This window comes from Aneurinibacillus thermoaerophilus, assembly GCF_019603355.1.
Classification (GTDB): domain Bacteria; phylum Bacillota; class Bacilli; order Aneurinibacillales; family Aneurinibacillaceae; genus Aneurinibacillus; species Aneurinibacillus thermoaerophilus.
The window spans coordinates 548,966-573,360 of record NZ_CP080764.1 but is presented as its reverse complement, the minus strand read 5'-3'; the positions used below and the strand labels follow the sequence as shown (position 1 = coordinate 573,360).

The following is a 24,395-nucleotide window of genomic DNA, read 5'->3' as shown; positions in this document are numbered from 1 at the left end:
ATTTGGAGGATACATATGGGAGAATATGTAACAGCTATCATTCTGGGCATTGTGGAGGGACTGACAGAATTTCTGCCGGTATCTTCCACAGGTCACTTAATTTTGACTGAAACCCTACTGGGAGCGACCGAGGAAAAATGGAAAACATTCGCGATTGTTATCCAGCTTGGTTCGATTTGTGCCGTTCTGCTTCTATTCTGGAAGAGAATTTTAGGATTGCTAGGGATCAGCAGAAGACATGCATTAGGTCCACAGCTCAACCTGCTACATATCATTATCGGTATTCTTCCCGCGGGAATTGCCGGGGTTTTGCTGCATGATTTCATTAAAGAAAAGCTGTTTTCTGCCTGGACGGTGCTGCTTAGCCTTATTATCGGAGGCATTTTAATGATCGCAGCGGAAAAGCTTCAGCCTCGCGCGACAGCAAGAACGGTGGATGACATTAGCTACCGGCAGGCTTTCGGCATTGGCTTGTTCCAGTGCTTGGCGTTATGGCCCGGCTTTTCCCGCTCCGGAGCAACCATTGCTGGCGGTATTTTGCTTGGAACAAGCCATAAAGCGGCAGCCGAGTTTACATTCATTCTGGCTATTCCGGTCATGATGGGCGCAACTGGTCTGGATTTGATCAAAAGCTGGGACTACCTGTCCGTCAGCGATTTCGGCTTCTTTGCCACAGGATTTATTACCGCTATGGTAGTGGCGATGCTAGCGATTGTCTCTTTCCTCAAACTGCTGGAAAGAGTCAGTCTTACACCATTTGCCATTTATCGTTTTGCGTTAGCAGTCGTATTTTATTTCTTCATTCTGAAATAGCAAAAACAAAGCGATAACAATCCTGCTATAAAATTAATCAAAAAATGTTTAGACGAAACATCTCTGTAATGTTGACAAATCTCTCCTTCTTCCTGAGGCTTGGTTGCCTTTTTTACTTGAAAGAAAAATTCTTTAAAGGCAGCATCGCCTGAGAAGAAGGGGAGAATATGTCCATAGCCCGGCTTTCTTTTTATTTTAAATACTGTTCAATTTCCGCCATTCCACCTTCGACGTTGATTACATGTTCAAAGCCATTTCCTAGCAAATACTGCGTTACATGCCAGCTGCGCACACCATGTGCGCAAACAATATACATCGTTTCTGTTTTATTCAGTTCTGCAAGACGTTCTGGAACCGTATTCATCGGGACATGATGCGCCTTATCAAGATGACCGGCCTCCCATTCATACGGCTCACGGACATCCATAATGTACGCTTCATCCAATTTTCCCGCTTTATACTGCGCCGCAAATTCTTCGGCTGCAATCGTATGTTTGTCTGCCATGAGATTCCTCTCCCTCACTCAAAATTCATCTTAGCTTTATTATAACCATCACGATTGCAAAGATAAAATTTTATATTTTTAGAAATATCTCTTGTTTTAATAATGGAAAGTTCCCTCAAATAGAATAAAATAGACCCAAGTATAATATTCCCATGACACGAAATATGCAATCAATCACCAAATTTCAAAAGAAACGTGTTACAATCAATAAAATCCGAAGATGGAAAGGATGAAAAAAGTGGATTTATCGAAAAAGTCAACAGAAAATATAGAGTTTATGATTGAAGGGATTAAAAACAAACTGCGGGTTGTTAACGCAGCAGCCATTCGCTCTTCCCATTTTGATGAGGAAAAATATGAAGAACTGCGCGACATTTATGAAATGGTAATGAAAAAAGATTCGTTCAGCATCAGCGAAATGGAGGCCATCGTAAATGAGCTCGGCAGCCTTCGCCGGGCATAAGCGAAAAAATAAGGAGCGAGGGCGGGGGCAACTCCCCTGCCCCTCTTCCTCTCTACATTCTCACTTCTTGCTTCCTGTCTTTATATAATTCCAGTTACATCAAGAAAAACAATGACAATTGCAACCGGGGCCACATAACGAATAAAAAGGAACCACGCAGCGAACCATGTTTCCCCATGGCTCGTGCCTATGCTCAATTCGCGCTTCAATGTTTCTTTCGACATTTTCCACGGCGTAAAAATCGCAATCAATAACGCGCCCAGGGGAAGCATTACATTGCTCACTGCGTAATCCGCAATGTCAAACACCGTCTTCCCAAACCATGTCACATCGCTCATAACACCAAATGACAGCGCGGATGGAATACCTACAAGAAATACAAGGAGCCCGGCGAACACAGCAACTTTCTTCCGTTTTTCTTGCCGGCCTCCTGTCCATGCGGCTACAATGATCTCCAGCATGGAAAAAGCAGACGTCAGCGCCGCAAACAAAAACAACAAAAGAAAAATTACAAAAAATAGTTCGCCAAATGGTATCTTGCTAAATACAGATGGAAGAACAATAAATAAAAGGCCGGGACCTTCCGTCGGTTCAAGTCCGAGCGAGAATACCGCCGGAAAAATCGCCAAGCCGGCTAAAAAAGAAATAAGCACCGTCAAGCTTACAATAGATGTCGCTGATTTCGTCAAGCTCTCCCGTTTTGATAAATATGAACTGTACGTAACCATAACCGAAGCGCCCACAGTTAGTGAGAAAAACGATTGCCCCATCGCATACAGCACAGCTTCCGACGTCAGTTCCGAAAAGTCAGGCTTCAGAAAAAATACAACGCCTTCCCATGCTCCGTCCAGCGTCAACGCACGGATAATCAATGCGATAAACAGCAAAAACAGCGCTGGCATCATATACTTATTCGCTTTCTCAATCCCGTCCTGCACGCCTCGGGCCACCACATATATCACATACAGCAAAAACACGAACTGAGCCCCAACAGTTTCGTACGGATTAGCGATCATTTGCTCAAATAACCGTTCATACGTTACACCGCTTTCCCACAGTTGTCCGCTAACGCCACGCAATAAATACAGCAAAATCCAACCACCGACTACGCTGTAAAATGACAGTACAATAAAGCACGTCAAAACGCCAAGCCGGCCGAGCCACGGCCAGGCTGTTCCAGGAACAAGCGCTTTATACGCACTAACCGCTTCTTTCTGCGTGCTGCGCCCGATAATAAATTCCGCAAGCAATAGCGGCATTCCAATGAATACGGTAAACAGGAGGAATACAACAAAAAATGCGCCGCCTCCTCCCGTTCCGGTCATATAAGGAAACTTCCAGATGGCGCCGAGACCGATTGCCGAACCGGCAGCCGCCAGAATAAACCCGAGTCTCGATGTCCATTGCGTATGTTTACTCATTCTGCTCTCTCCTCTTCTCCTCTAAACTGTACCCATCACTTTGATATTTCTCCTATCTCGGATAAGTATTTTACTAAAAAACTAAAACATTATATATGTTATCTATCAAACGAACGGTTTTAGCATACTATGTTTAACGCTTTCATGCAAGCAGATGATTTCCAAAAATTATTCCTTTTGTTCTTTTCCTGCTTCCTTATTAAGCAATGGTTTTAATGCTTCATACAAATCAGACACTGAACGCATAGCATACAGCTTGCGCGCCACTTTTCCATGTTCCACGAGAATTAAACAAGGCACGCTTTTGATCTCCCATTCAAATGCCAGCTCCGACATAAAGTTAATATTGCTTTTGTAAAGCGGCAAGCCAGGCAGCGTCGCTTCCACTACCTGCAACATTTTTTCAGCGACCCTGCACGTGCCACATAGCGGCGTATAAAAATAAACGGCGAACGATGCCCTAATGTCTGCGCAACGATACTTGAGCTGTTGTCCGTTTACCTCTTCCAACAAACCATCCTCCTTTTCCTTGAAAAGTAAGAAAGGAGCCTCTGTGAGACTCCCTTTCCTTCTGTATATTTCCCCATCATCACGCTTACAGAAAGTCGATGTTCACTTTTTTCTTGCGACTTGAATTCGCCTTCGGCATCCGAATTTCAAGGATACCATTTTTATAGCTTGCTTTCGATTCTTCGGCGATAACAGACGCTGGCAACATTACGGTTCGATCGAACCGGCCCGAAAAGCGCTCCCTGCGGTAAAGTTGCTCCTCTTGCACTTCATGTCCTTTATTTACCGTACCGCTAATCGTCAACGCGTTATCGTCAATCTGAATGTCGATATCTTCTTTGTTGGCAATACCAGGAATCTCGCAGGACGCCACCACGTGTGTTTCCGTCTCATACACGTCGATGCGCAGCGAATAAAGATTAAATTCGGACAATAAATCGGGAAACATGTTCATGAACTCTCGCTTCAGCATATCAAAATTACGCAAACGATCGCCTGGAAGAAATGGCATAGCAATATTCCCCCTTCAATTTTAAAGTATCTTGTTCCCCTTATTATTTTCCCGGAAATATCCGAACTCAAACATGAATATTTCATTCTACGTTTATATAACGTCTAACACATCCATAAAGACAATTATGATGACAATCGGCGCCACATAACGCAAAAGCATAAGCCATACGGCGAAAAAACGCCGTCCGTTCGTTGAACCCATACTGATTTCTTTGAGCAGCATATCCCTCTTCATCTTCAGCGGTACAAAAATAGCAATCAGCAACGCGCCAAGCGGCATCAGAATGTTGCTTACAAGAAAATCAGCAGCATCAAAAATACTCTTGCCAAATATCGTCCATTCACTTAATACGCCGTAAGACAACGCTGAAGGAACACCTGCCACAAAAATCAGCAGACCGGTAAGCCAAGCTATCTTTTTACGCTTTGTCATATCGCCTTTTACCAGTGAAGCGACGATAATTTCCAGCATGGAAAATGCAGATGTCAGTGTTGCAAACAAAAACAGTACAAGGAAAATGGTTAAAAATAAGCCACCCAGCGGAATTTTCGAAAATACCGACGGAAGCACCATAAAGAGCAATCCAGGCCCTGCCGTCGGCTCTACACCTAACGAGAACACTGCCGGAAAAATTGCCAATCCTGCAAGCAGGGAAATCAACAGATTCAGACCGACGATAGACGCTGCTGAACGCGGCAAACTCTCGTTTTGGGCGAGATACGAACTGTACGTAACCATAACCGACACACCAACACTTAGCGAAAAGAACGATTGCCCCAGCGCATACAACACCGCTTCCGAAGTCAGCTTCGAAAAGTCAGGCCGCAGGAAAAACGTTATACCTTTCATCGCGCCATCCAGTGTCAAAGAGCGAATAATCAGCACGAGGAACAAGAGAAACAAAGCCGGCATCATATACTTATTTGCTTTTTCAATCCCGTCCTGCACGCCCCGGGCTACGACAAAAATCGTGAACAGCATAAAAACAAACTGCGCACCGACCGTCATGACCGGATCGGCAATAACGGTTTCGAACAGCTTTTCATAACCGCCTTCTACATCAATTAACTGACCTGTTACACTGCGGAACAAGTACAATACAATCCAACCGCCTACTACGCTGTAGAAAGATAGTAGAATGAAACACGTCACAACGCCAAGCCGGCCAATCCAATGCCAACCTGTCCCGGGTGCAATCGTTTTATAGGCCGTAATCGCTTCCTGCTGCGTGCTGCGGCCAATGACAAACTCACCAAGCAAAAGTGGCAAACCGACGAGTACCGTAAATAAAAGAAACAAAACAAAAAACGCGCCACCTCCGCTCGTCCCAGTGACATAAGGAAATTTCCAAATAGCGCCAAGACCAATCGCCGAACCGGCAGCCGCCAAAATGAATCCCAACTTCGATGTCCATTGCTCTGACTGCTTCATTCTCCCTCTCAACTCTCCCCTTATTTTTTCTCTGCTACATATATAACGAAAACAAGTTTTTAGAAATGAAATTATATCATAATATTCTTTATAAAAAAACTATATCAAAAAATTGGGAATGAAACCTTCACATATCAAACCAACCTTTGCGGTGGAACCACCAAATCAGGGAACCGGCTACCGCAATCATAACACCCCATACCAAAAAATACCCGTATTTCCACTTAAGTTCAGGCATATACTCAAAGTTCATGCCATACACCCCGACAATAAACGTAAGCGGAATAAAAATAGACGAAATAATGGTAAGAGTGACCATAATATTATTCATACGGTGCGAAGTAAAAGAAATATAACTATCCCGCATATCCGCTGTAATGTCGCGGCTGGCATCCACAATTTCTGACAGGCGAAGCAAGTGATCGTATACGTCGGTAAAATATACTTGCGACTCTTTAAATTCGCGAAGGCGTTCCGAATTTAAAATCCGGTACAGCAAATCGCGCATAGAGCTAATGATGCGCCTCAATTTAATCAAATCGCCTCGAATCTCGAACACTTCATCCATTAACTTCCGGCTGAAATTTTCTTTCATTGTGATGTCGAGTTCATTTAAATTATCCTCAATTTCATAAACAGCAGGAAAATAATAGTCCACCAGTTTGTCAATCAACAAATAAGCAACATACCCTGGCCCCTCCGCCCAAGCCTCCTGCTTAGAAATCAGCTTCTCTTTCACTTCCCGGATTTCATGCAGTGAAGCCGTATGAAACGTGACAATAAAATCTTTTCCGACAAACATATCTACTTCTTCCGGGTCTAACGTATCCTGATTAAGCGCATGAAGCACAAAAAAATTATACTCACCATAATAATCGACCTTCGGACGCTGTAAAGCGTGAAGACAGTCTTCAATCGCGAGCGGGTGAAAATGAAAATATGTATTCAAAAGCCGTGTCTCCTCCAGAGTCGGAGCATAAAAGTTCACCCAATACCAAACAATGCGGGGGGATGACAGATGTTCGAGCGACAAATCCTTTACAAGTTCCAAGTCGTCGGTTAGCGCCAGTGTTTCTATCAAAATGGTTTTCCTCCTTTCTTTACTTCTTTGTACCCTACTTGCCTTATCTGTATGCATGCTACAACCAATGCTCGAATATAAAATGTGCCAGGTGTTATACTATCACAATCCAGAAATGAGGAAGACCATTATACCTGTTTTTCCAGGAACAAACGAAGAAAAGTCACAGGATCGCACTTTTCACGCCACTCTTTTAAAAGCGCTGCGTGATCGCGGCACGTCGGAACCATCCTCCCTTTTCAATGCTTTTGTAAATAACCAACACCTGCTGTGTAGTATATGTGACGGACTGTGTTGTAGCTTTTCCCGCTTCAAAAATACGATTTTTTCCTTATGTGTTTTTGCGCGTCTACTTAGAAAATAATCGGCTAATCAAATTATAAGTTCTATTCCAAAATCATCGCAAACGCTTACATTAAAGCGAAACTATGGTTATGCGTTACATTTACAAAAAACCCCTTTAAAGTAAATGCGTAATATAAAAGCATCTACTTTAAAGGGAAGCATTCAGTTCTTACCCATTTATCAACTTTCTGCCCTCTTCCTCTTCTACAAACCGATTCACCTCCTGCGACGGAGAAGAAGGCTGGCTCACATATGAAAGAACAACCATTGATACAATACTGGTCACAATTCCATATATGATCGGATTGGTGGAACTGAGTCCTTCAACCGCCAAACTCCCGAACACCACCAGTGAACTAATAACAATAGAATAGAGGCCAGCTTTTGCTGTTGCTTTTTTCCATAAAAATCCAAGAACCACCGGAACAAAAATCGCTCCTGATAGAATGGCATATGCTACATCCAACGCCACAAGCACGTCCTGAATCCAGATAGCAAACATAATGGCGATAACTCCAATCACTAATGTAATTAGACGCGACAAAAAAACAAACTTCTTATCGCTGATATCCTTTGGCCAGTATTGCTTCAGAATATCGTGCGATAAAAGCGTCGATGAAGCCAGTAATGTTCCTGAAGCCGTAGACATCAACGCAGAACACACGCTTGCAAGAATGAGCCCGAGAATACCAGGAGGCAGAATCTCCAGCGCCATTTTCGCGAATACATTCTGTGTATCCTTAAGAGACGGCAACGCCACCAGCGCGCACATACCGATGATGCTCAGCGCCAGCGCGTATATAAAACTATAGAGCCCTGCGTATACTGCGCCGCTGCGCGCGATTTTAGTCGTACGTGCTGTGAACACGCGCTGCCAAATGTCCTGCGATACTACCATGCCCAGCGTATAGAGCAAGAAGTATTGGAAAATTTCGCCCCAACCCATCGATGTAAAATCAAAATACGTAGCCGGCAAACGGGAAGTAAGCGCTTCCCATCCGCCCACATGTGACAGGCTCATTGGCAGCATAAACAGGAAGATACCGACAGTCATAATAATAAACTGGATAATGTCTGTCATTGTGACGCTCCACATGCCCCCTAGAATCGTGTAAAACAGCACGATCCCTCCACCTATCAACATGGAAGCAGTCATATTCCAGCCAAGCACTGCGTTGATAATGGTTCCGATCCCTATAACCTGGGTCACAGAAACCATCATCGTATAAATAGCAGCTACCAACGCGCTAAGCAAGCGTGTTTCCTTATTGTACCGCCGCCCCAACAACTCGCTGATTGTCGTTACATTCGCCCCGTAAATATGATGAATAAAAACGAGTCCAAGCACGGTAATACCAAGGCCAATCATGAAAACAAACCATATCCCGGAAAGACCGAACTGATATCCTAACTTAGCGGTTCCGATTGTGGATGCTCCACCAAGAATAACGGCGGAAAGACATCCAAGATATATAAACAAACCAAGATTTCTTCCTGCCAATGCGTAGTCTTCTGCAGTCTTCGCCTTTTTCGCCCCGACAAATCCCACAACGATTAAAATAATAAAATAAAGAAGAACAACAGTTGTATCAAGTACGCTCATCTATTTTCCTCCGTCCTCTCATTTTTACCTGCAAAAATGGACTAAAGAAGGGCCGTTCCCTCTCTTATTTAACATCCAGCGCCGGACATCACCGAACTTACTCCCATGTCCGCTTCATATTCAGTAAGTGCTTCATCCAGTATTCGCAGCCCATCATAAATCTGTTCTTTCGTTACGGTCAACGGAGGAATCATACGAATAACCTCACCCTTATTTCCGCACAGATAGAAAAGAACCCCTTTCTCCAGGCAACGGTTCAAAATATGCATGACCCCGTCGCCGTTCGGTTCACCGGTACGCGGATTAATAACCTCAATACCAATCATCAGTCCGACTGAACGCACGTCACCGATCACCGAATGCATGGCTTTCAACTCTTCCAGCTTTTCACGGGCATAAGTCCCAACTTCCCGGCAATTTTCCAATAACCTTTCTTCTTTAAATACTTCCAGCGTTGCGAGCGCCGCCGCACACGCAATCGGGTTGCCGCCGAATGTTGTACCATGGCTGCCCAGCGGCCATTGTTTCATTAGCTCCTTGGAGGCGACCGTCGCGCTTAGCGGAAGTCCGGAAGCGATCCCTTTGGCTATCGCCATAATATCAGGAGTAACACCAAACGTTTGCGCGGCAAACCATTCGCCCGTGCGGCCAAATCCAGTCTGTACCTCGTCGAAGATCAGCAAAATTCCATACCGATCACAAATCTCCCGTACTTTGCGCAACCAGCCTTGCGGCGGCACGATATATCCTCCTTCTCCGAGCACCGGCTCCAGAATCATGCACGCCACCTCTTCGGGAGTGACCTGATGCGCAAACAGAGAAGCCGCGTCTTTTTCCAGCTTGCTTGCGAAGTACGTGTCCGGATTTTCCTCTGGCGGACAATCTTTCGGATTCGCATACGGCAGTTGATACGTCAATCCGTTCGGTTGCAAATATTTTCGGTACTTGCTCTTTGAAGTAGTGACGCTTAATGCTCCCAGAGAACGCCCATGGAAGCACCCTGTAAATGAAACTACATACGGTCTTCTGGTAACATGCTTGGCCAACTTGATAGCTCCTTCAATCGCTTCCGTGCCACTATTCGCAAAGAAGAAACAATCCAGTCCTTTCGGCATGATGCGTGTCAATTCATCTGCCAAACGAAGCAGCGATTCATACATAATAACCCCGGACGGTCCGTGCATAAGCCGATCGGCAGCGTCTTTAATCGCCTGCACTACTCTTGGATGTCGATGTCCGGTGTTCGCTACCGCAATGCCTGATGTGAAATCTAGATACTTCTTGCCGTCCAATCCGTAGTAATAACATCCTTCTTCCTTCACAACCGGCAAATTCGGGTGATCTTTCGCCATCGTCGGCGCAAGCAAATCCGGCATCTTTTTGAACAATTTCATCCAGCTATTCTCTGTCATGCAAATTCTCTCCTCTGGCACGTAATTTCGTTTCTTTAGAATTTGCAAATTCTATACCATTTTTATTTTATTCTGTATTTTTTAATTTTACGAGAAACGAAAGGTTGACTAATACCGATGGCTTTTGCTATTTCCGTCGTCGTTCTGTATCATTTTCTCGCTCTTGATAATCATACCATACGCAAGCTGGTACTTATTCCGGAGAACATTCAACTCGCTTTTCACCCGTTCCATGTTTCTTCACGTAGACTTCTCATCGGCTCAACTTCCGATTGATTCATTTTTGAATAAAAACCATTTTTACTATTTCTGATATATTTAAAAAACTTTTGATACATAAGTAATTATTCATTTTTGAATTGATTGATTTATTTTTAAATTAGACGAAATGTCCGGCCTGACGAAATACCTGATTACGTATTGAAAACGTAAGGTCTAAAGCAACAAATTTCAAAATTCCATGTTTATCATTTACGCCTGCAAAGCAAACTATAAACGAAAAAAATTTGCATCTTTGTTGTCAAAGGAGGGAGTCTATTGCCTAATTTTTTAGAAGTGATTATTCGTTCCATTATATCCATTGTTGTATTGCTCTTTTTAACAAGATTGATGGGAAAACGCCAACTTTCCCAAATAACTTTTTTTGATTATGTGGTAGGAATTACCATAGGTTCGCTCGCGGCCTTTATTTCATCCGACCTTGAAGCGAATTGGCTGCATGGCTTTACCAGTTTATTTATCTGGGCGCTTATTCCTATTCTTTTCGGTTATTTAGCGCTCAAAAATAAAAAGTTTAATGACATTGTGGAGGGGAATGCGACTGTTCTGATAAAAGATGGAAAGATCATGGAGGAAAATCTAAAAAAGGAAAGATATGCTGGAGAGGAATTATTGGAACAGCTGCGTTTAAAAAATGTGTTTTCTGTGGCTGATGTGGAATTTGCTGTCCTTGAACAAAACGGGGAGGTTAGCGTGCTGTTGAAAAAAGACAAACAGCCGCTTACCCCAAGCGACTTGCAGATGAAACCAGCCCCGGTAAAAGAAGCGCAAACCGTCATTCTGGACGGCAAGATTATGCTGGAACCTCTTAAGGCGGCTGGTTTATCTGTAAGATGGTTGCACACCGCCTTGGATAAAATAGGAGTATCCTTGGATAATGTATATTTGGGCCAGGTGGATAGCTATGGCCAGCTATATGTCGATTTGTATAACGATAACATTACGGTGCCAACTCCCCAGGAACTTCCGTTAGTATTGGCGACCTTGAAAAAATGCCAAGCCGATTTAGAAAGTTTCGCACTTGAAACGACAGATCAAAAAGTCAAGCAGGAATACGAAATGAATGCCAAAGCGTTACAACAAGTTATCGAGCAGGTGACTCCTTATTTGCAACAAAAATAGCCTATGGTACCCTTCATGCAGAAGCCGCCTGAACATCCAGAACGGCCTCTGCATGAATGAATGATGCTAAAACCTGTTATACCTTCAATATACAGCTGGAAAGACGATCCGCTTTTTTTCCTTCAATGCGTAAAAATAAATAAAGAAACGCGGCTACTATAGCTTCCATTAATATAATAAGAAAAATTGTTTCAAAAAAGGAAAACACTCCGTAGTGATAGGAACCCCAGCCAATTCCTCCGTATAAACCCATAACGATAAGATTCACCAAATAGGCAATATAGCGTTTCGGATGGCGCAGCGCTTGCGCCGGACTGTTCCACGCAAACTGGGGGCATATAGCATCCACAGCCATTTTGACAAGGGTTTGCGTCAAAATGCTTCCAGCGATCGCAACCCCAAGCACGGGTATCATAACAACCGAGCCGAGCGGAAGCCACCAGAATAAAAAGATTGCAGCCGGAAAGACAGCCAATATATCTACAGCATAACAAAACCAAAGCTTGATATGAAAAAGTGCCGAAAAAGAAAGCGGAAGGCAACGCAGATATGTCCATTCCGTTCCATCCCGCGAAAATGCTACGGTAGAACTTGACATCATCATGGCTAACAAATAAATCGCCGCAAAAATAGCGCTTCCTCGCATGAATATGTCATCTGCGGAAAAAACGGAAGGAAACAGCTGCGCCGATAAGTTATTAATGAAAAAGAATACAAACACTGTTCCCAGCATGGCCATGGCAATATAGTTAATAATAAACGTAGGCGTAAGAAAAAAGTTTTTGATTTCCCTTTTCAGCAATTGATTGTTCATCCCGGGAAGAAAATCGGCCGCAACGCTCGTTTGCTTCGCCTGCTCACGCCCTTTTAGCCAGCTTTTTTCAATGAAAAATTGAAGAAGAACGGCTAACGCCCCAATACTCCCGCTCAGCCCGAACCAAAATGCTGGATGATGTACCGTTTCCGCTATCGCGTTAAGATACGCTGGATGACTTCGAAGCCAGAGCGCAGCAGTGAGAATGAACAGCACTGCCGCTAGGATTATTGCGATGTGCTGCCCCCCTTTTCTTACAGAAAATGAAAAGAGAACTAACAAAAGCAGCAAAGAAAGCTCTTGCGTGAAAACCGGAAACAGAAAGAGGCTGGCCATGATAAGGCCCCACTCCGTCCAGGAAGAGTCGCCTGCTCTCATCGCCGCGTATACAAGCGGCAAGAAAAATAACAATTTGAAGGCATAAAACCGCAACAAGGTCACCGCAAAATAAGTCCATACGATCCGGCTTTTAGTAAAGGGCAGGGCCAGCAGCGTTTCTGTATTCTTGCCGTAATAAAGCGCTGACATCAACCAGTTAAATGTCACATATAAAAAAATAATTTGCGTTCCGATCAGCGAAAGCATCACAAGATTTGAAGGCAAGAGGAAGGAAACACTGTGAAAAAAAAGCCCTGCATTTTCATAAAGAACGTTCCACAACAATATTATCGTCACGATAAATAAAATCGTCTTTTTCTTGGTAAAAGTAAAATAGTCTCGCAAGATCGTTCGCGCAAGCAGCCAGGTCGCTTTACTCCCCATGTGCTATCATCTCCATAAATACCTGCTCCAGATTTTGGTTTTGTTTTGATATGAGTTCGCTGGCAGGCCCGGCAGCGATCATCGTTCCTTGTTTCATAACGACCAGATGAGTACATAGTTCCTGAGCCATGAATAACAGGTGTGTGGAAAACAGGACGGCTCCTCCCTGCTGGGCATACTCGCGCAAGCATTCCTTAAAATACAGGATCGATTCAGGATCGAGACCTACGATCGGTTCATCCAGAATAAGCAGTGGAGCCCGCACCATAAGACCGGCGGTAAGCAACAGTTTTTGCCGGGTTCCAAGCGACATCTCACCAATGCTTTTTGCTAGATGTGGAGTCAGCTGAAACCGATTTATCACCGATTCAATTTCAACAAGAGACGAACAGTAATCAACACCATACAGATCAGCCATAAAAGATAAAAAATCTTTTCCAGTCATTTTTTCAAAAAGCACAGGATGATCGGGTACATAAAATACATTCCTCTTCGCTCGGACTGGCTCCTCCTGCAAAGAAATGCCATTGATTTCAATATCTCCAGACGTTTTCTCTAAGACACCAATAATCATTTTAATTGTAGTGGTTTTTCCAGCGCCATTTGGACCTAATAAACCGTGAATTTCTCCGGGTCGTATACAAAAAGTCAAAGGGTGAACCGCCTTGTATTCCCCGTATGTTTTGCTTAGATTTTTTACAGTAAGTACGAAAGCCGTCTTCATCGTTTCCGAACCCTTCTTATAGTATCAATGGCCCAAATGGCAGCCGCAGCCCAAATCGCATAGGTGACCCATCCGCCTTTGTTCCCGTTTTTGATGGCCACAAAGATAAATAAAGCCAGAATGACGAGCCGAAAGATAAGCTGATTCATGATGTTATCTCCTCCTTGTATGGTTATGTAAAGGCAGAAACCTCATCTTTCCACAAAGCTTGATAGGAAAGAGAAGTAGCAAACAAATATTCGTGTGTTCCTTGCGCACATATGCGCCCATTTTCAATCATAATGACCTGATCCGCTTCACGTACCATAGATAGGCGATGAGCTACCATTACAATGGTTTTTCCAAAAAATCGGGAGCGAAGCAAACGCTTGATTTGCTCCTCCGACAAATTATCCAAGAAAGCAGTAGCTTCGTCTAAAATAATTATATCAGGATTCTGCAAGATAACACGGGAAAGTGCAAGTTTTTGCCTTTGTCCACCTGATAACTGAAGACCGCGCTCTCCTACCATAGTATCCAAACCATTGGGAAGCTCTTTCACCCATCCTCCCAACCCTACTTCTTCCAAAACCTCATATAATTCTTCATCAGTTGCTTCCCTTTTTACCAGTTGTAAATTTTCGCGTATAGTCGCCAAAAAGAAGAAAGGCTGTTGCGATACAACCCCGATCTTTTTCCTCAGGCTGGTAAGCGACAGCGATGAAAGCGGAATCCCATCAATGAAAATGTTTCCCTTCGCCACCGGATAATGCCCCATAATCAAGGAAAGGAGCGTACTTTTTCCGGAGCCGCTCGCACCTACAATAGCTGTGGTGGTCGCAGGTTGAATGTCAAACGTAATGTCTTCCAACGTCTGTTGCTTCCCTTCATAATGAAAAGACACATCACGAAACACAATATGTCCCTGCAAACGCTCAAGCCGTTGTCCATCTCGTGATAAGGAAGGCTGGTCAAGCAACCAATATAAACGCTCCACACTTGCTGCTGCCCGCTGCATTTCAATCCAGTAGGTTGAAGCAACCGTCAGCGAAGAATATAATTTTTCGATGTATGTATTAAATGCAATAAGCGTACCTAGAGTAAGCAAATCTTGAGTAACAAAATATCCCCCTAAACCATAAGAAATTAGTAGCATAAAGATCACATTTCCGCTCATTGCTGCAGATGCAAAGACTGAGAAGCGTGCAAGGTGCAATTGTTGACGAATCACGCTGCGCAGGCTTTTAATATAACGGGTTCCAACAAATAATCTCCTTCCCATTTCCTGAATGAATCGAATGCCGATTATGCTCTCTTGCGTAGCTGTGAAAATGCCTGAGGCAAAGGTGCGTAACTGTAGGGTTTTTTGTTTAATCTTTTTTCCAAAATACATTTGAACCGCATAAACAGTCGGAAACAAGACGGCGCTTACTAGAAAAAGTCTCCAATCTAAATACGCCATCATGCCGAGACTATACATCATCATCATGATTTGTGAAAAGCTGAGAAAGAGAAGCCTGGATGTAAGGAAATCAACAACATTAATGTCACCTTCCATTCGATTGAGAATATCTCCCGTAGGATGACGGTCGTAGAAAGCGGCCGGAAGAGACAGTATTTTCCGAAACAGTCGCAGCCGAAAAATCGCCACAGCTCGCTGTCCAACCAGCGTTTGAATATATGTTTTCACACCTTCCAAAAGGATATGGACAAGATAAATAGAAAAAAGAAGGCAAAGTAATTGAAAGAGCAAAGCTGTATTGTTTTTCAGCAGGGCCTGATCGATAATTTCTTTTACAACCAATGGGATAGAAGAAATAAGCAAAGTCGTAACCAAAGTAAAAACCAGTAAGACGAACCACCAACTGACAAATTTCCGGTTTTCTTTCAATAAGCGCCATAAGATTTGTGAAGCCTTATGGCTATGTTGTTGCTCGGTTTTCATTTCATAAATCCTTTCTCCGTGGATATCATGAAAAGAATGGGGATATCCTTTTCTCAGGCGGATATCCCTGTCCGGTGTTCGTTATACAAACACTGGGTGCTTAGTGTAGGAAGCGAGCCCATTTTCTTCAATCCATCCGCATGGCTTCTTGTAATGCGAGTTCGCCTCAATGGCACGAAGCACACACCCGTTACAATAATTTTTGTTTTTACAATTTGGGTTGCACGTTTCACTTTTTACAGGAGCCGTCATTCGAAAAAGCTGTAGCGCTCTCTCCGAACGGAAGATGTCTTCAAACGGCTGATGAAATACATTGCCCAGATCCATCACCCCCTGCGGAAACAGTACGCAAGGGCGGACATCTCCAAACGGGTTAATGGTAATGGAGCGCCAGCCGGCTCCGCAGTTCGTCCGTGCTTTTGAAAGCCGCATTTGATCGTCTGTAAGCAGAGCAATAAAGTCTTTATGTTTTTGAATCAGGGATGATTCGTATTCAAAATACTCCGTAAACTCTTTTCCCTTCTTTTTTTCGAACAAGATGTTCGTTCCCCGACCAAAGGGATCAACTTTGGAATAGCTGAACGATATAGCTCCTAGTTCTTTCGCAAGCAGCAAAGTTTCTTCAATAAGCCACATATTTTTTGGATAGACGCTCATCGCGGCGCGGACGCGAATGCCAGCATCCGCTAATTTTTTTATGCCTTCGCATGTCCGCCGGAACGCTCCTTTGACACGGCGAAGGTCTTCATGTACTTCAGCGTTCGGCCCGTCCAAAGAAATGCTGAAAAATACTTTTTCTTTGTAAGGAAGCAAAATATGAATCATTTCATCTGTAATTCTTGTTCCATTTGTTAACAATCCAACCAATTCAAATTTGTTAAGCGCTTCTTCAAGTACAGGCAAAAAGTGAGGATGAATCGTAATTTCTCCACCGGTTAGTTCCAACGTATAGATTCCGTTATCTTTTAGAATAGAAAACAGGCGCATTACGTCTTCATAAGTCATCGTGTCTTCAACTTCCGGATTGCTTTCCCGATAACAGTGAGCGCAGCGAAGATTGCATCGGGCAAGCAGTTCAACGGTAGCATGAACGGGGGTAGGATAATCAAAATTTCCGGACACTTTTACTTTTTTATGGGATGGCTGTTCCATCTCCTGCAAAATGTCCATTCCTTTGAGTTGAATGAAAAAATCGCGTACCCACACATAATGAGTAGAAGGAGCTTCCTTGTATTGCTTGCATACTTCCTCTAAAATTTCCAATCCTGTTTTCGTACCATCACACCGCATTAACAGCTCTGCGGCGGTTTTGTTGATGGCGGACACACGATTGTCAGTAATTTCAGTTCGGTCGCTGGAAGGTCGGAGCAATGAGCTTTGTACCGGATTTAAATGTAATTGTACGTTGTCATGCAAAGAAAAATAATGCTCATTGAAATTCATTTTATTCCTCCATCGTGCTTACGATTTTCATCTTCCGGATTTTATTTTTCTTTTTCAGTAAGCCCATAGTGATAAATAGATAAGGGGCCTTAAGCCCCCTATCCATTCTTTGCTACATGTGCTACAATTAACAGTGAAGAATATTTTCCGCTTTTCTCAATAGAGAGAAGCAGTTTGAGCGGGATGTTTATATCTCGCTTTTTCTTTAGAAGATACCGGCAACAATGCTGACACCAAATCCTTCAAAGTCCGGGATCGGACCATCTGCTAAGCATGCCGCGCATCCTCCACAAATTGCGCACGGGTTTCCTGCCGCTTGAATGGTTGGTTTTTCCAATTTTTATTCCTCCTTCACGTTCTTTGTGTACAGGTAACTCTGTACATGCTCATCATACCTCCTTCCCTAAAAAAGTGTAAACAAGCCAGAAGTTGTAACTTTTTTTTTTACTGAAAATATGTTGAAAATATATTTAATTAACCAATTTTTGGTTCTTTTTTACTCCTTCATATTTCTGATGCTAAAAAATTCCTTGTTAAATATTTCTTTTTTTCTACTTAATAGTTCTTTAGATACAGAAGACGCTTGAATGGGAGAATAATTGTTTGAAAACTATGATTTTCCTTGGTATTTCAAAAATCTATGGTGCTTTGAAGGTAGAAAATTTGCTTATAATCTAAAAAAGAGGTAAGAAAAAAGTCTCTAATTTTTACTACGCCATTTTATTATCCAAGAAAAGCTGGTTTTCGTTTGAGCCCGATTTAGTTGTGCTTAGCTTGTTACGCGAATAAAAAAAGCCGTTCCGATTCAGTAAGCTGTTTAACTGAGCAACAGCGTCACCCTGCTATTACTCAATTTAACAGCCTCAGAACAGAAACGGCTTTTTTATTTGTTCCTTCAATTTATAACAGAATAAAAGCAATGAGTCCTATGCATAAAGAAAAAAAGAAGCAATATTTCTTACAGAAGTACGTATGCACCAGGCCCAATGAGAGCAATCCCGATAGCTACCACGATTAGCATAAGATTGTATTCGAAACCATTTTGCGTAATCCAGTATCCGTTTTTACCATGAACAGTAACGATGGCAACAAGCATGGTAATGACAATCAAGGCCGCACCAAGCCAAGTAAATACGCCGGCAGCAAACAGCAAACCTCCCACCAATTCTCCCAGACCAGCGAGCAGAGCCATCAGTATACCCGGACGCACGCCGATGGATTCCAGCCATCCCGCCGTTCCTTTGAGGCCATATCCACCAAACCAACCGAAGAGCTTCTGTGCCCCATGTCCCGCAAATGTCAAACCCACTACCAAACGAATAAGTAACAAACCAAGATCCATCATAATATGAGTACCTCCTATTACTTATTAAAAGTATAAAACTAATTTTATATTAGTAATATACAACACATAACTTATGTTTTTAAAGTAAATATAATAAAATAATGAAAAAGAAAGGTAATGAACCTACTTTGTATACTGTATGTAGTTGAGCCTGTATAATTGTGTAAAAATAAGGACATTAAAAATATGCAGGTGATTTTGAGGAACGATTATTTTAAGGAATGGAAGCGTATTTGATGTGAAGTTGAACATTACAGTCAGTAGCCTCTCATGATGCTCAGAAATGACTCATCCAATATGGTAGTGGAACACCCGCAACATTGATTCCAAATGTATTAATGATGACGTGTCCACCAATGCACGGAACTGACGGTTTAACAGCGTCAAATCTTTGCGGCTGTAGGGGTGGAGCCGCCTCTAAAGTTTCTAAAAATCCTTCCTAAACTCTGGATACACACATAAACGACACAAAAAAACACCCATAATCCCTGATCTGGCCTAGGTTTATGGGTGTTTTATTTGCCTAGTGATTTGTCGAACTCGAGTAATAATAACCTAATCTTTAAACCTAAAAAAAGAAAATTATCTACATTAGCAAACTTAAGATAGGTTAACTGTCCTCGTTTTTCCATCCCAGCCTACTGACAATCCGAGTCCCTTAGCTAACTCCCTGCTCCTCATTATTTTATAAACTCTGGTACTATGACTGTAGAAGAAGAGCTAGCAGAAATATTTAATCCTGATGGCAGCGTGACGGACTTTTCAACAGATGCTCCAAAAGTTTGAGGAGTAAGTTGTTGAATGATACTGCTTTGGTAATACGATTCAGTGGGGCTCGAAATGGATACAGATACCTGACCTTGTGTTACTGGTGTTGCAATATGACCAGTATATCCGAATAAAGGAGATAAAAGTGGTAATATCAAAAGCGATCCTTTCATCAATATGCCTCCATGATAAATATACATAATATTCTAAATACTAGAATGATCATTGTAAAAAAGGCCAGAGATCAATCTCTGACCTTATGAAAAAGTTATTTCAAAAGTCCACCAAGTAGACCACCTAATCCATTAACCAGAGACTGAACTGAAGAAGCCAGACCATAGCCACCGTTAGTGGAAGCTGATGCAGACAGTCCATTCGGACCACTTAGGTTCGCACTGGTGTTGTATGTGCCACCAAGAACTCCTCCTAACAGACCCGTAACGCCATCTTGATTAACTGTATAAGTGGAACCAGCTTGAATGTTAAAATTAGGGCCGCTAGCATTAACTAAACTACCACTAGATACATTTGTACTTCCTACTAAACTATTAACCGATCCCAGTATATCGCCAAGACCTGCTGCAGAGGCTGGAATCGCATTACCAGCTATTAAACTACCAGCCACTAACATTGCTGAAAGTCCAACTGTTTTGATCCACTTATTCATTATAACTTCCCTTCCTTTTCTAGCATGTTATTTTAATGCTTGACCCAGATTGTTCAATAACCCACCAATAGATTGAACCGAAGATGCGAGGCCCCAGCTACCGTTTGCCGAGGTACTAGCTGAATACCCTGCATAGGATGCGGAAGCAGAGGTTCCGCTAGTTCCACCTAAAATTCCACCGCTAATTAATCCAGTTAATCCAGATTGTTCAGTCGAGTTCACCGCTTTTGCTGTCACAGTTACATCATCTACATTCAAACTGACGCCACTCTGGACATTTACTTTAGAACTACCAACTAATTGATTTACAGCTCCGAGAATACTACCAAGTCCACCATCCAGAGAATTAGTTGGTGGCTCTGCGGCAAAAGCTGACCCCATACTACCCATTAGGATTACTGTGGATAAACCTGCTGATAAAATCAGTCTCTTCATTTTACCTACCACCTTTCTAATTTATTGTTTTAAAACTTTCTAATAAGAATTATACTATTAAACAGAAAAATTTTCCATATAAAAAAGAATATTTTTCTATTTTATACACAAATTTGAAGTTGATTTGCGGACTTATTGCATCGTATGCGGAAAAAACCGGTTCAAAGCCGAGGAGTCGAGCCCGAGGAGAAATATAAGAGGGACTATGCGTTTGTTTACCTGCTTACCTATGCGGAACTGCGTGTGGAAGAACTGTCCAATCTTAAATTAACGGACCTGGATTTGGATGTAAAACGAATTCGGATGATGGGGAAGAGGATGAAAGTCCTGACGGTGCCGATCTCCAATATCTTACTGGTTACTGGCGAAACTGGGGGACTGGTTGCAATTTCGCGCAGAAATGGCAAAAAAGAAACCGCATGTGGCCGCATCGCCATACGTCTTTTGCTCATCGAAATTTTCGGTACGGGGCGTTCAGCGAATGATTGAAAGCTACAGTCTGCCAAATAAAAAGCTCACACCACACATGTTCCGGCATACGTTTTGTAAGTGGATGTTCAAGGCGACGAACAATGATATTGAGAAAGTACGGAGGCTTGCCGGTCATAGTAATATACTTAAAAGACAGTTATAGTGATTTGGCTGATGCTGTGGAGGCGTTGCCAAAGTTCTGAGGAAATGTATTTAATCTCTGATAAAATAAACTAGAGGGTGTTCCAAAAGCGACCGCTTTTGGAACACCCTGCTCTTCTAATCTTGCTTTATAAAATTTCTCAAAGCAATAAGGTATCGTACCCCATTCTCTGCTTCATAGCGCTTCTGCTTTTTGCTGCTTCGTCTCAGCAAAAACATTTGCATCCAATTCTTTCGTTATTTTACTTGTAAGCAATCCTGCCGTCATACTTCCGCTAACATTTAAAGCGGTACGCCCCATATCAATCAACGGTTCTACCGAAATAAGCAACCCTGCTAAAGCAACAGGTAAGTTCATCGTTGATAATACTAACAATGCCGCAAATGTTGCCCCTCCACCTACTCCAGCTACACCAAAAGAACTGATGGCTACGACCAAGATTAACGTTAGAATAAAAGAAGGAGTAAATGGATCAATGCCCGCGGTGGGCGCAATCATGACAGCAAGCATCGCCGGATAAATCCCTGCACATCCGTTCTGTCCAATGGAAAGTCCGAACGAACCTGCAAAGTTTGCAATTCCTTCAGGAACACCCAATTCATTGGTTTGGGTTTTTACATTAAGCGGTAATGCCCCTGCACTGGTACGTGATGTAAAGGCAAAGATCAGAACTGGAAGCGCCTTTTTTACATATGTCATAGGGTTCAATCCCGCAAAAGCTAACAAAAGCAAATGAATGATAAGCATAATGATTAATGCAACATATGAAGCAACTACAAATTTTCCTAATTTCCAAATTGCATTATAATCGCTAGTAGCCGTAACTTTGGTCATCAATGCCAGAATACCGTATGGTGTAAGACGTAAAACAAGAGTTACAACCCTTATAATGATGGTATAGAAAGTCTCAACAATCTTAGCGAATATATCAGCTTGTTCAGGATTTTTTCGCTTGACTCCGAGAAAAGCCAAACCGATTATCGCAGCAAAAATAACCACTGCAATCGTGGAAGTTGGACGTGCACCGGTTAAATCCATGAACGGATTCTCTGGCAGTAACTCTACCATTTTTTGCGGCAATGTTATGTTTTGAATATCGCCCAGCTTTTGCTCAAGTTGTGTTGCACGAGTAATTTCAGCATCTCCTTGCTCTATTTGAACAGCTTCCAAATTAAAAGTTAACGATGTTGCAATGCCAATCCCAGCAGCAATCGCAGTTGTACCTACTAATATACCGATAATAATTCCACTAATCTTTCCAATATTATTAGACAATTTTAATTTTGTAAAAGCGGACAAAATTGAAATAAATACCAGTGGCATTACAATCATTTGAAGTAATTTTACATAACCTGTTCCTACAATGTTGAACCAATCAATAGATGTTTTAACAACTTCAGATTTTGTACCATAAAAAAATTGCATTACAAGCCCAAATACTACTCCTACTCCTAATGCCGTAAAGACACGCTTTGAAAAAGAGATATGCTTTTTTTGCATTATATATAAGCCTGTAATAAATAAAAGCATAAAGGCAACGTTCACAATCACCAAAAATGTTGTCAATTTAACCCCACCTTGTTCTTATTTATAATCTTTCTGGATTGTTTCTTGCTTTGTCTTATCTATTTTATAATACAATAATACATATAAGTCAAATCGGGATTAATTTTCTTTATTATTTATGGAACAACCGGGCATCCTGCTTCCACTTTTTTCGCTATCGAAAAGAATAAATATTCAGGAGTGAATGTAGACGTTACGGTTTAGATAAAAATAAATTAAGGGTATATCGGGAATAAAAAACCACCTCATCAAGCTGATGAAATGGTCTTCAAAGATCTAAGCTTCTTCAATTGCGAGATCTAATCTTAGTTTTTTCTTTCTTATAAAGAAGGAATAGACAACCCCGACTATAATCCAGCTCACACCAAGGATGAGAGCAGATATATGAAGGCTTGTAAACAACCACATACTAACCACTGCACCAATAGCCGGTATTACAAGATAGCGAATCGTATCCACTCCACCACGCTGCTTATTTCGCACAAAATAATGAGCAATGACAGATAAGTTCACGAATGTGAATCCAATGAGTGCGCCAAAGCTGATGAATGAAAAAATCACCTCAAGTTCACCCATTATTGCGGTAAGAGAAATAACACCGATGAATAAAATATTGAATACCGGAGTGCCAAGCTTCGGATGAATATAACCAAAAAATCGTTTTGGCAGGGAATCTTCCCTCCCCATCGCAAACAGAAGACGTGAAGCGCTTGTTTGCGATGCCAGAGAAGACGAACAAACAGCCACCATGGAGCCACTCAGGAAGAAAGTTTGTAAGAATGCACCTCCGATAAGCTCAGCAATTTCCATTGAAGCTGCATCGGCATCTTGATACGCCGCAAAATCTGGATGCACAAGCTGCAGAAAATATGAAGTTGTCGTAAACAATACTCCGCCTATCAATGCAACTAGAAAAATCGCTCTTGGAATTGTCTTTTTCGGTTCAAGCGTTTCTTCCGATAGTGTTGTAACGGCATCAAATCCTAAAAAGGAAAAACAAAGAATGGCGGCACCTGACATAATAAGCCCCAAATCAATGTTTGTTGAATAAAAAGGTTCTGAGGATATTAAAACTCCAGCGCCTATCCCATTTGTAATCCCTTTCACCATAAATCCAACAAATGTAATTGTTACAAGTAATTGAAAGGAGACAAACAAAGTATTAACATTTGCCGTTAATTTAACACCTAGTAAAGTGACAGTAGTCAGAATGGTCGCCAAAATGATGACCCATATTGGGTATGGAATCGCTGGAAAAGCAGAGGAAAGATAAACCCCACCAATAGCATAGTTGACCATCGGAAGAAATAAATAATCCAGCATAACCGCCCAACCAACAAGAAAACCGACGTAAGGACTGAAGCTTCTCTGCGTATATGTATACGTAGAACCGGCAAACGGATAGGCTTGTACCATTTTTCCATAGCTATAAGCAGTAAACAACAGAGCTACAACGATTACGATATAGGAAGTAGCTGTATGCCCTTTCGTCAGCTGTGCCACCACACCGAATGAGTCGAATACGACGAGCGGGTCCATATAAGCAAGTCCGATCATGACAACAGGTGCTAATGTAAGTATTCGCTTCAGGTTAGTCTGTTCTTTCAATGAAAATACCCCCCTTCTTTTGGCAAAACGGTCTCAATCGACGTTTCTTCTACATAAGAGTCTCTATTTTTTTGGTTTTAGTGAATATAGCAGGATAGCCTCCAGTAATGGAAGCTACTCCATTTTACTTACAAAAACCCTTTATTTATTAAGCCGTTTTTATAATCGGACTTGTTTTCTTAATAACATACCATTCCATTCCTCGC

Annotated in this window: 24 protein-coding genes and 1 pseudogene; 5 read left to right on the top strand and 20 right to left on the bottom strand. The window is 42.2% G+C overall.

All coding sequences use genetic code 11. The annotated features are described in order from the left end of the window. The first annotated feature begins 15 nt into the window (after window positions 1-15). Complete coding sequence (gene bacA / locus K3F53_RS03095) at window positions 16-813, top strand: undecaprenyl-diphosphate phosphatase (RefSeq protein WP_057899866.1); 798 nt, start codon at window positions 16-18, stop codon at window positions 811-813. 190 nt (window positions 814-1,003) lie between these two features. On the opposite strand, the gene K3F53_RS03090 is transcribed toward bacA, so the two are convergent. After that, on the bottom strand, window positions 1,004-1,318 hold the full coding sequence (locus tag K3F53_RS03090) for a rhodanese-like domain-containing protein (protein WP_057899867.1): 315 nt from the start codon (window positions 1,316-1,318) through the stop codon (window positions 1,004-1,006). A 238-nt stretch (window positions 1,319-1,556) separates the two neighbouring features. Here K3F53_RS03090 and K3F53_RS03085 point away from each other — a divergent pair, with 238 nt between their 5' ends. Next, window positions 1,557-1,781 carry a DUF1128 domain-containing protein gene (locus tag K3F53_RS03085; protein WP_057900430.1) on the top strand — a complete coding sequence of 75 codons (225 nt, stop codon included), beginning with the start codon at window positions 1,557-1,559 and terminating at the stop codon, window positions 1,779-1,781. Between the two features lie 80 nt (window positions 1,782-1,861). Here K3F53_RS03085 and K3F53_RS03080 read toward each other — a convergent pair whose 3' ends face one another. The 7 genes from K3F53_RS03080 to K3F53_RS03050 all read right to left on the bottom strand — a co-directional run bounded on the left by K3F53_RS03080 (window position 1,862) and on the right by K3F53_RS03050 (window position 10,098). Then, a complete protein-coding gene (locus K3F53_RS03080; protein ID WP_057899868.1) occupies window positions 1,862-3,202 on the bottom strand; it encodes a sodium-dependent transporter in 1,341 nt (446 codons plus the stop codon). A 168-nt stretch (window positions 3,203-3,370) separates the two neighbouring features. Beyond that, entirely contained in the window at window positions 3,371-3,712 is a 342-nt protein-coding gene (locus tag K3F53_RS03075; RefSeq protein ID WP_246615677.1) for a thioredoxin family protein, read from the bottom strand. An 85-nt stretch (window positions 3,713-3,797) separates the two neighbouring features. Next, a complete protein-coding gene (locus tag K3F53_RS03070; protein ID WP_057899869.1) occupies window positions 3,798-4,223 on the bottom strand; it encodes an Hsp20/alpha crystallin family protein in 426 nt (141 codons plus the stop codon). Between the two features lie 93 nt (window positions 4,224-4,316). Continuing rightward, window positions 4,317-5,657: a sodium-dependent transporter gene (locus K3F53_RS03065; protein WP_057899870.1), complete on the bottom strand. Its 1,341-nt coding sequence runs from the start codon at window positions 5,655-5,657 to the stop codon at window positions 4,317-4,319. Window positions 5,658-5,784: 127 nt separating this feature from the next. Further along, window positions 5,785-6,738, bottom strand: a complete 954-nt coding sequence (gene corA / locus K3F53_RS03060) for a magnesium/cobalt transporter CorA (RefSeq protein ID WP_057899871.1) — start codon at window positions 6,736-6,738, stop codon at window positions 5,785-5,787. 514 nt (window positions 6,739-7,252) lie between these two features. Next, window positions 7,253-8,686 (bottom strand): sodium:solute symporter family protein, encoded by a 1,434-nt coding sequence (locus tag K3F53_RS03055; protein WP_057899872.1) that lies wholly within the window; start codon window positions 8,684-8,686, stop codon window positions 7,253-7,255. Between the two features lie 68 nt (window positions 8,687-8,754). Continuing rightward, window positions 8,755-10,098 (bottom strand): aspartate aminotransferase family protein, encoded by a 1,344-nt coding sequence (locus tag K3F53_RS03050; protein WP_220559327.1) that lies wholly within the window; start codon window positions 10,096-10,098, stop codon window positions 8,755-8,757. A 117-nt stretch (window positions 10,099-10,215) separates the two neighbouring features. Here K3F53_RS03050 and K3F53_RS03045 point away from each other — a divergent pair, with 117 nt between their 5' ends. Then, window positions 10,216-10,374 carry a hypothetical protein gene (locus tag K3F53_RS03045; protein WP_156424099.1) on the top strand — a complete coding sequence of 53 codons (159 nt, stop codon included), beginning with the start codon at window positions 10,216-10,218 and terminating at the stop codon, window positions 10,372-10,374. Between the two features lie 261 nt (window positions 10,375-10,635). Beyond that, window positions 10,636-11,499: a DUF421 domain-containing protein gene (locus K3F53_RS03040; RefSeq protein ID WP_057899874.1), complete on the top strand. Its 864-nt coding sequence runs from the start codon at window positions 10,636-10,638 to the stop codon at window positions 11,497-11,499. A 76-nt stretch (window positions 11,500-11,575) separates the two neighbouring features. On the opposite strand, the gene K3F53_RS03035 is transcribed toward K3F53_RS03040, so the two are convergent. The 10 genes from K3F53_RS03035 to K3F53_RS02990 form a co-directional block, all read right to left on the bottom strand. Then, the gene (locus K3F53_RS03035) at window positions 11,576-13,075 is read right to left on the bottom strand and encodes a hypothetical protein (RefSeq protein WP_057899875.1); all 1,500 of its coding nucleotides are present in this window, start codon (window positions 13,073-13,075) and stop codon (window positions 11,576-11,578) included. After that, window positions 13,065-13,799, bottom strand: coding sequence for an ABC transporter ATP-binding protein (locus K3F53_RS03030; protein ID WP_057899876.1), 735 nt, complete (start codon window positions 13,797-13,799; stop codon window positions 13,065-13,067). Before K3F53_RS03030 ends, K3F53_RS03035 begins: the two co-directional genes overlap by 11 nt. After that, complete coding sequence (locus tag K3F53_RS03025) at window positions 13,796-13,948, bottom strand: hypothetical protein (protein WP_156424100.1); 153 nt, start codon at window positions 13,946-13,948, stop codon at window positions 13,796-13,798. Before K3F53_RS03025 ends, K3F53_RS03030 begins: the two co-directional genes overlap by 4 nt. 23 nt (window positions 13,949-13,971) lie before the next feature. Continuing rightward, window positions 13,972-15,723, bottom strand: a complete 1,752-nt coding sequence (locus tag K3F53_RS03020) for an ABC transporter ATP-binding protein (protein WP_057899877.1) — start codon at window positions 15,721-15,723, stop codon at window positions 13,972-13,974. Between the two features lie 81 nt (window positions 15,724-15,804). Continuing rightward, window positions 15,805-17,166 carry a radical SAM/SPASM domain-containing protein gene (locus tag K3F53_RS03015; protein ID WP_220559326.1) on the bottom strand — a complete coding sequence of 454 codons (1,362 nt, stop codon included), beginning with the start codon at window positions 17,164-17,166 and terminating at the stop codon, window positions 15,805-15,807. 205 nt (window positions 17,167-17,371) lie between these two features. After that, window positions 17,372-17,503, bottom strand: coding sequence for a subtilosin A family bacteriocin (locus K3F53_RS03010; protein WP_139184999.1), 132 nt, complete (start codon window positions 17,501-17,503; stop codon window positions 17,372-17,374). A gap of 621 nt (window positions 17,504-18,124) precedes the next feature. Next, a complete protein-coding gene (locus K3F53_RS03005) occupies window positions 18,125-18,511 on the bottom strand; it encodes a DoxX family protein (protein ID WP_057899879.1) in 387 nt (128 codons plus the stop codon). A 680-nt stretch (window positions 18,512-19,191) separates the two neighbouring features. Beyond that, window positions 19,192-19,452, bottom strand: coding sequence for a hypothetical protein (locus K3F53_RS03000; protein ID WP_139184998.1), 261 nt, complete (start codon window positions 19,450-19,452; stop codon window positions 19,192-19,194). Between the two features lie 95 nt (window positions 19,453-19,547). Continuing rightward, entirely contained in the window at window positions 19,548-19,946 is a 399-nt protein-coding gene (locus tag K3F53_RS02995) for a hypothetical protein (protein WP_057899880.1), read from the bottom strand. Window positions 19,947-19,973: 27 nt separating this feature from the next. Further along, the gene (locus K3F53_RS02990; RefSeq protein WP_091261093.1) at window positions 19,974-20,381 is read right to left on the bottom strand and encodes a hypothetical protein; all 408 of its coding nucleotides are present in this window, start codon (window positions 20,379-20,381) and stop codon (window positions 19,974-19,976) included. A gap of 123 nt (window positions 20,382-20,504) precedes the next feature. On the opposite strand from K3F53_RS02990, the pseudogene K3F53_RS02985 reads away from it, so the two are divergent. Next, a pseudogene (locus K3F53_RS02985) lies at window positions 20,505-21,055 on the top strand (tyrosine-type recombinase/integrase); the annotation flags it as partial. A gap of 134 nt (window positions 21,056-21,189) precedes the next feature. Here the strand turns inward: K3F53_RS02985 and K3F53_RS02980 are convergent. After that, a complete protein-coding gene (locus tag K3F53_RS02980) occupies window positions 21,190-22,581 on the bottom strand; it encodes an L-cystine transporter (RefSeq protein ID WP_220559325.1) in 1,392 nt (463 codons plus the stop codon). Between the two features lie 276 nt (window positions 22,582-22,857). Further along, complete coding sequence (locus K3F53_RS02975) at window positions 22,858-24,189, bottom strand: APC family permease (RefSeq protein WP_220559324.1); 1,332 nt, start codon at window positions 24,187-24,189, stop codon at window positions 22,858-22,860. Between the last annotated feature and the right edge of the window lie 206 nt (window positions 24,190-24,395).

Coding starts and splice junctions, on each gene's coding strand:
- bacA (WP_057899866.1), top strand. CDS start 16: ATGGGAGAATATGTAACAGCTATCATTCTGGGCATTGTGGAGGGACTG.
- K3F53_RS03090 (WP_057899867.1), bottom strand. CDS start 1,318: ATGGCAGACAAACATACGATTGCAGCCGAAGAATTTGCGGCGCAGTAT.
- K3F53_RS03080 (WP_057899868.1), bottom strand. CDS start 3,202: ATGAGTAAACATACGCAATGGACATCGAGACTCGGGTTTATTCTGGCG.
- K3F53_RS03070 (WP_057899869.1), bottom strand. CDS start 4,223: ATGCCATTTCTTCCAGGCGATCGTTTGCGTAATTTTGATATGCTGAAG.
- K3F53_RS03065 (WP_057899870.1), bottom strand. CDS start 5,657: ATGAAGCAGTCAGAGCAATGGACATCGAAGTTGGGATTCATTTTGGCG.
- K3F53_RS03055 (WP_057899872.1), bottom strand. CDS start 8,686: ATGAGCGTACTTGATACAACTGTTGTTCTTCTTTATTTTATTATTTTA.
- K3F53_RS03050 (WP_220559327.1), bottom strand. CDS start 10,098: ATGACAGAGAATAGCTGGATGAAATTGTTCAAAAAGATGCCGGATTTG.
- K3F53_RS03045 (WP_156424099.1), top strand. CDS start 10,216: ATGGCTTTTGCTATTTCCGTCGTCGTTCTGTATCATTTTCTCGCTCTT.
- K3F53_RS03035 (WP_057899875.1), bottom strand. CDS start 13,075: ATGGGGAGTAAAGCGACCTGGCTGCTTGCGCGAACGATCTTGCGAGAC.
- K3F53_RS03030 (WP_057899876.1), bottom strand. CDS start 13,799: ATGAAGACGGCTTTCGTACTTACTGTAAAAAATCTAAGCAAAACATAC.
- K3F53_RS03025 (WP_156424100.1), bottom strand. CDS start 13,948: ATGAATCAGCTTATCTTTCGGCTCGTCATTCTGGCTTTATTTATCTTT.
- K3F53_RS03020 (WP_057899877.1), bottom strand. CDS start 15,723: ATGAAAACCGAGCAACAACATAGCCATAAGGCTTCACAAATCTTATGG.
- K3F53_RS03015 (WP_220559326.1), bottom strand. CDS start 17,166: ATGAATTTCAATGAGCATTATTTTTCTTTGCATGACAACGTACAATTA.
- K3F53_RS03005 (WP_057899879.1), bottom strand. CDS start 18,511: ATGATGGATCTTGGTTTGTTACTTATTCGTTTGGTAGTGGGTTTGACA.
- K3F53_RS03000 (WP_139184998.1), bottom strand. CDS start 19,452: ATGAAAGGATCGCTTTTGATATTACCACTTTTATCTCCTTTATTCGGA.
- K3F53_RS02995 (WP_057899880.1), bottom strand. CDS start 19,946: ATGAATAAGTGGATCAAAACAGTTGGACTTTCAGCAATGTTAGTGGCT.
- K3F53_RS02990 (WP_091261093.1), bottom strand. CDS start 20,381: ATGAAGAGACTGATTTTATCAGCAGGTTTATCCACAGTAATCCTAATG.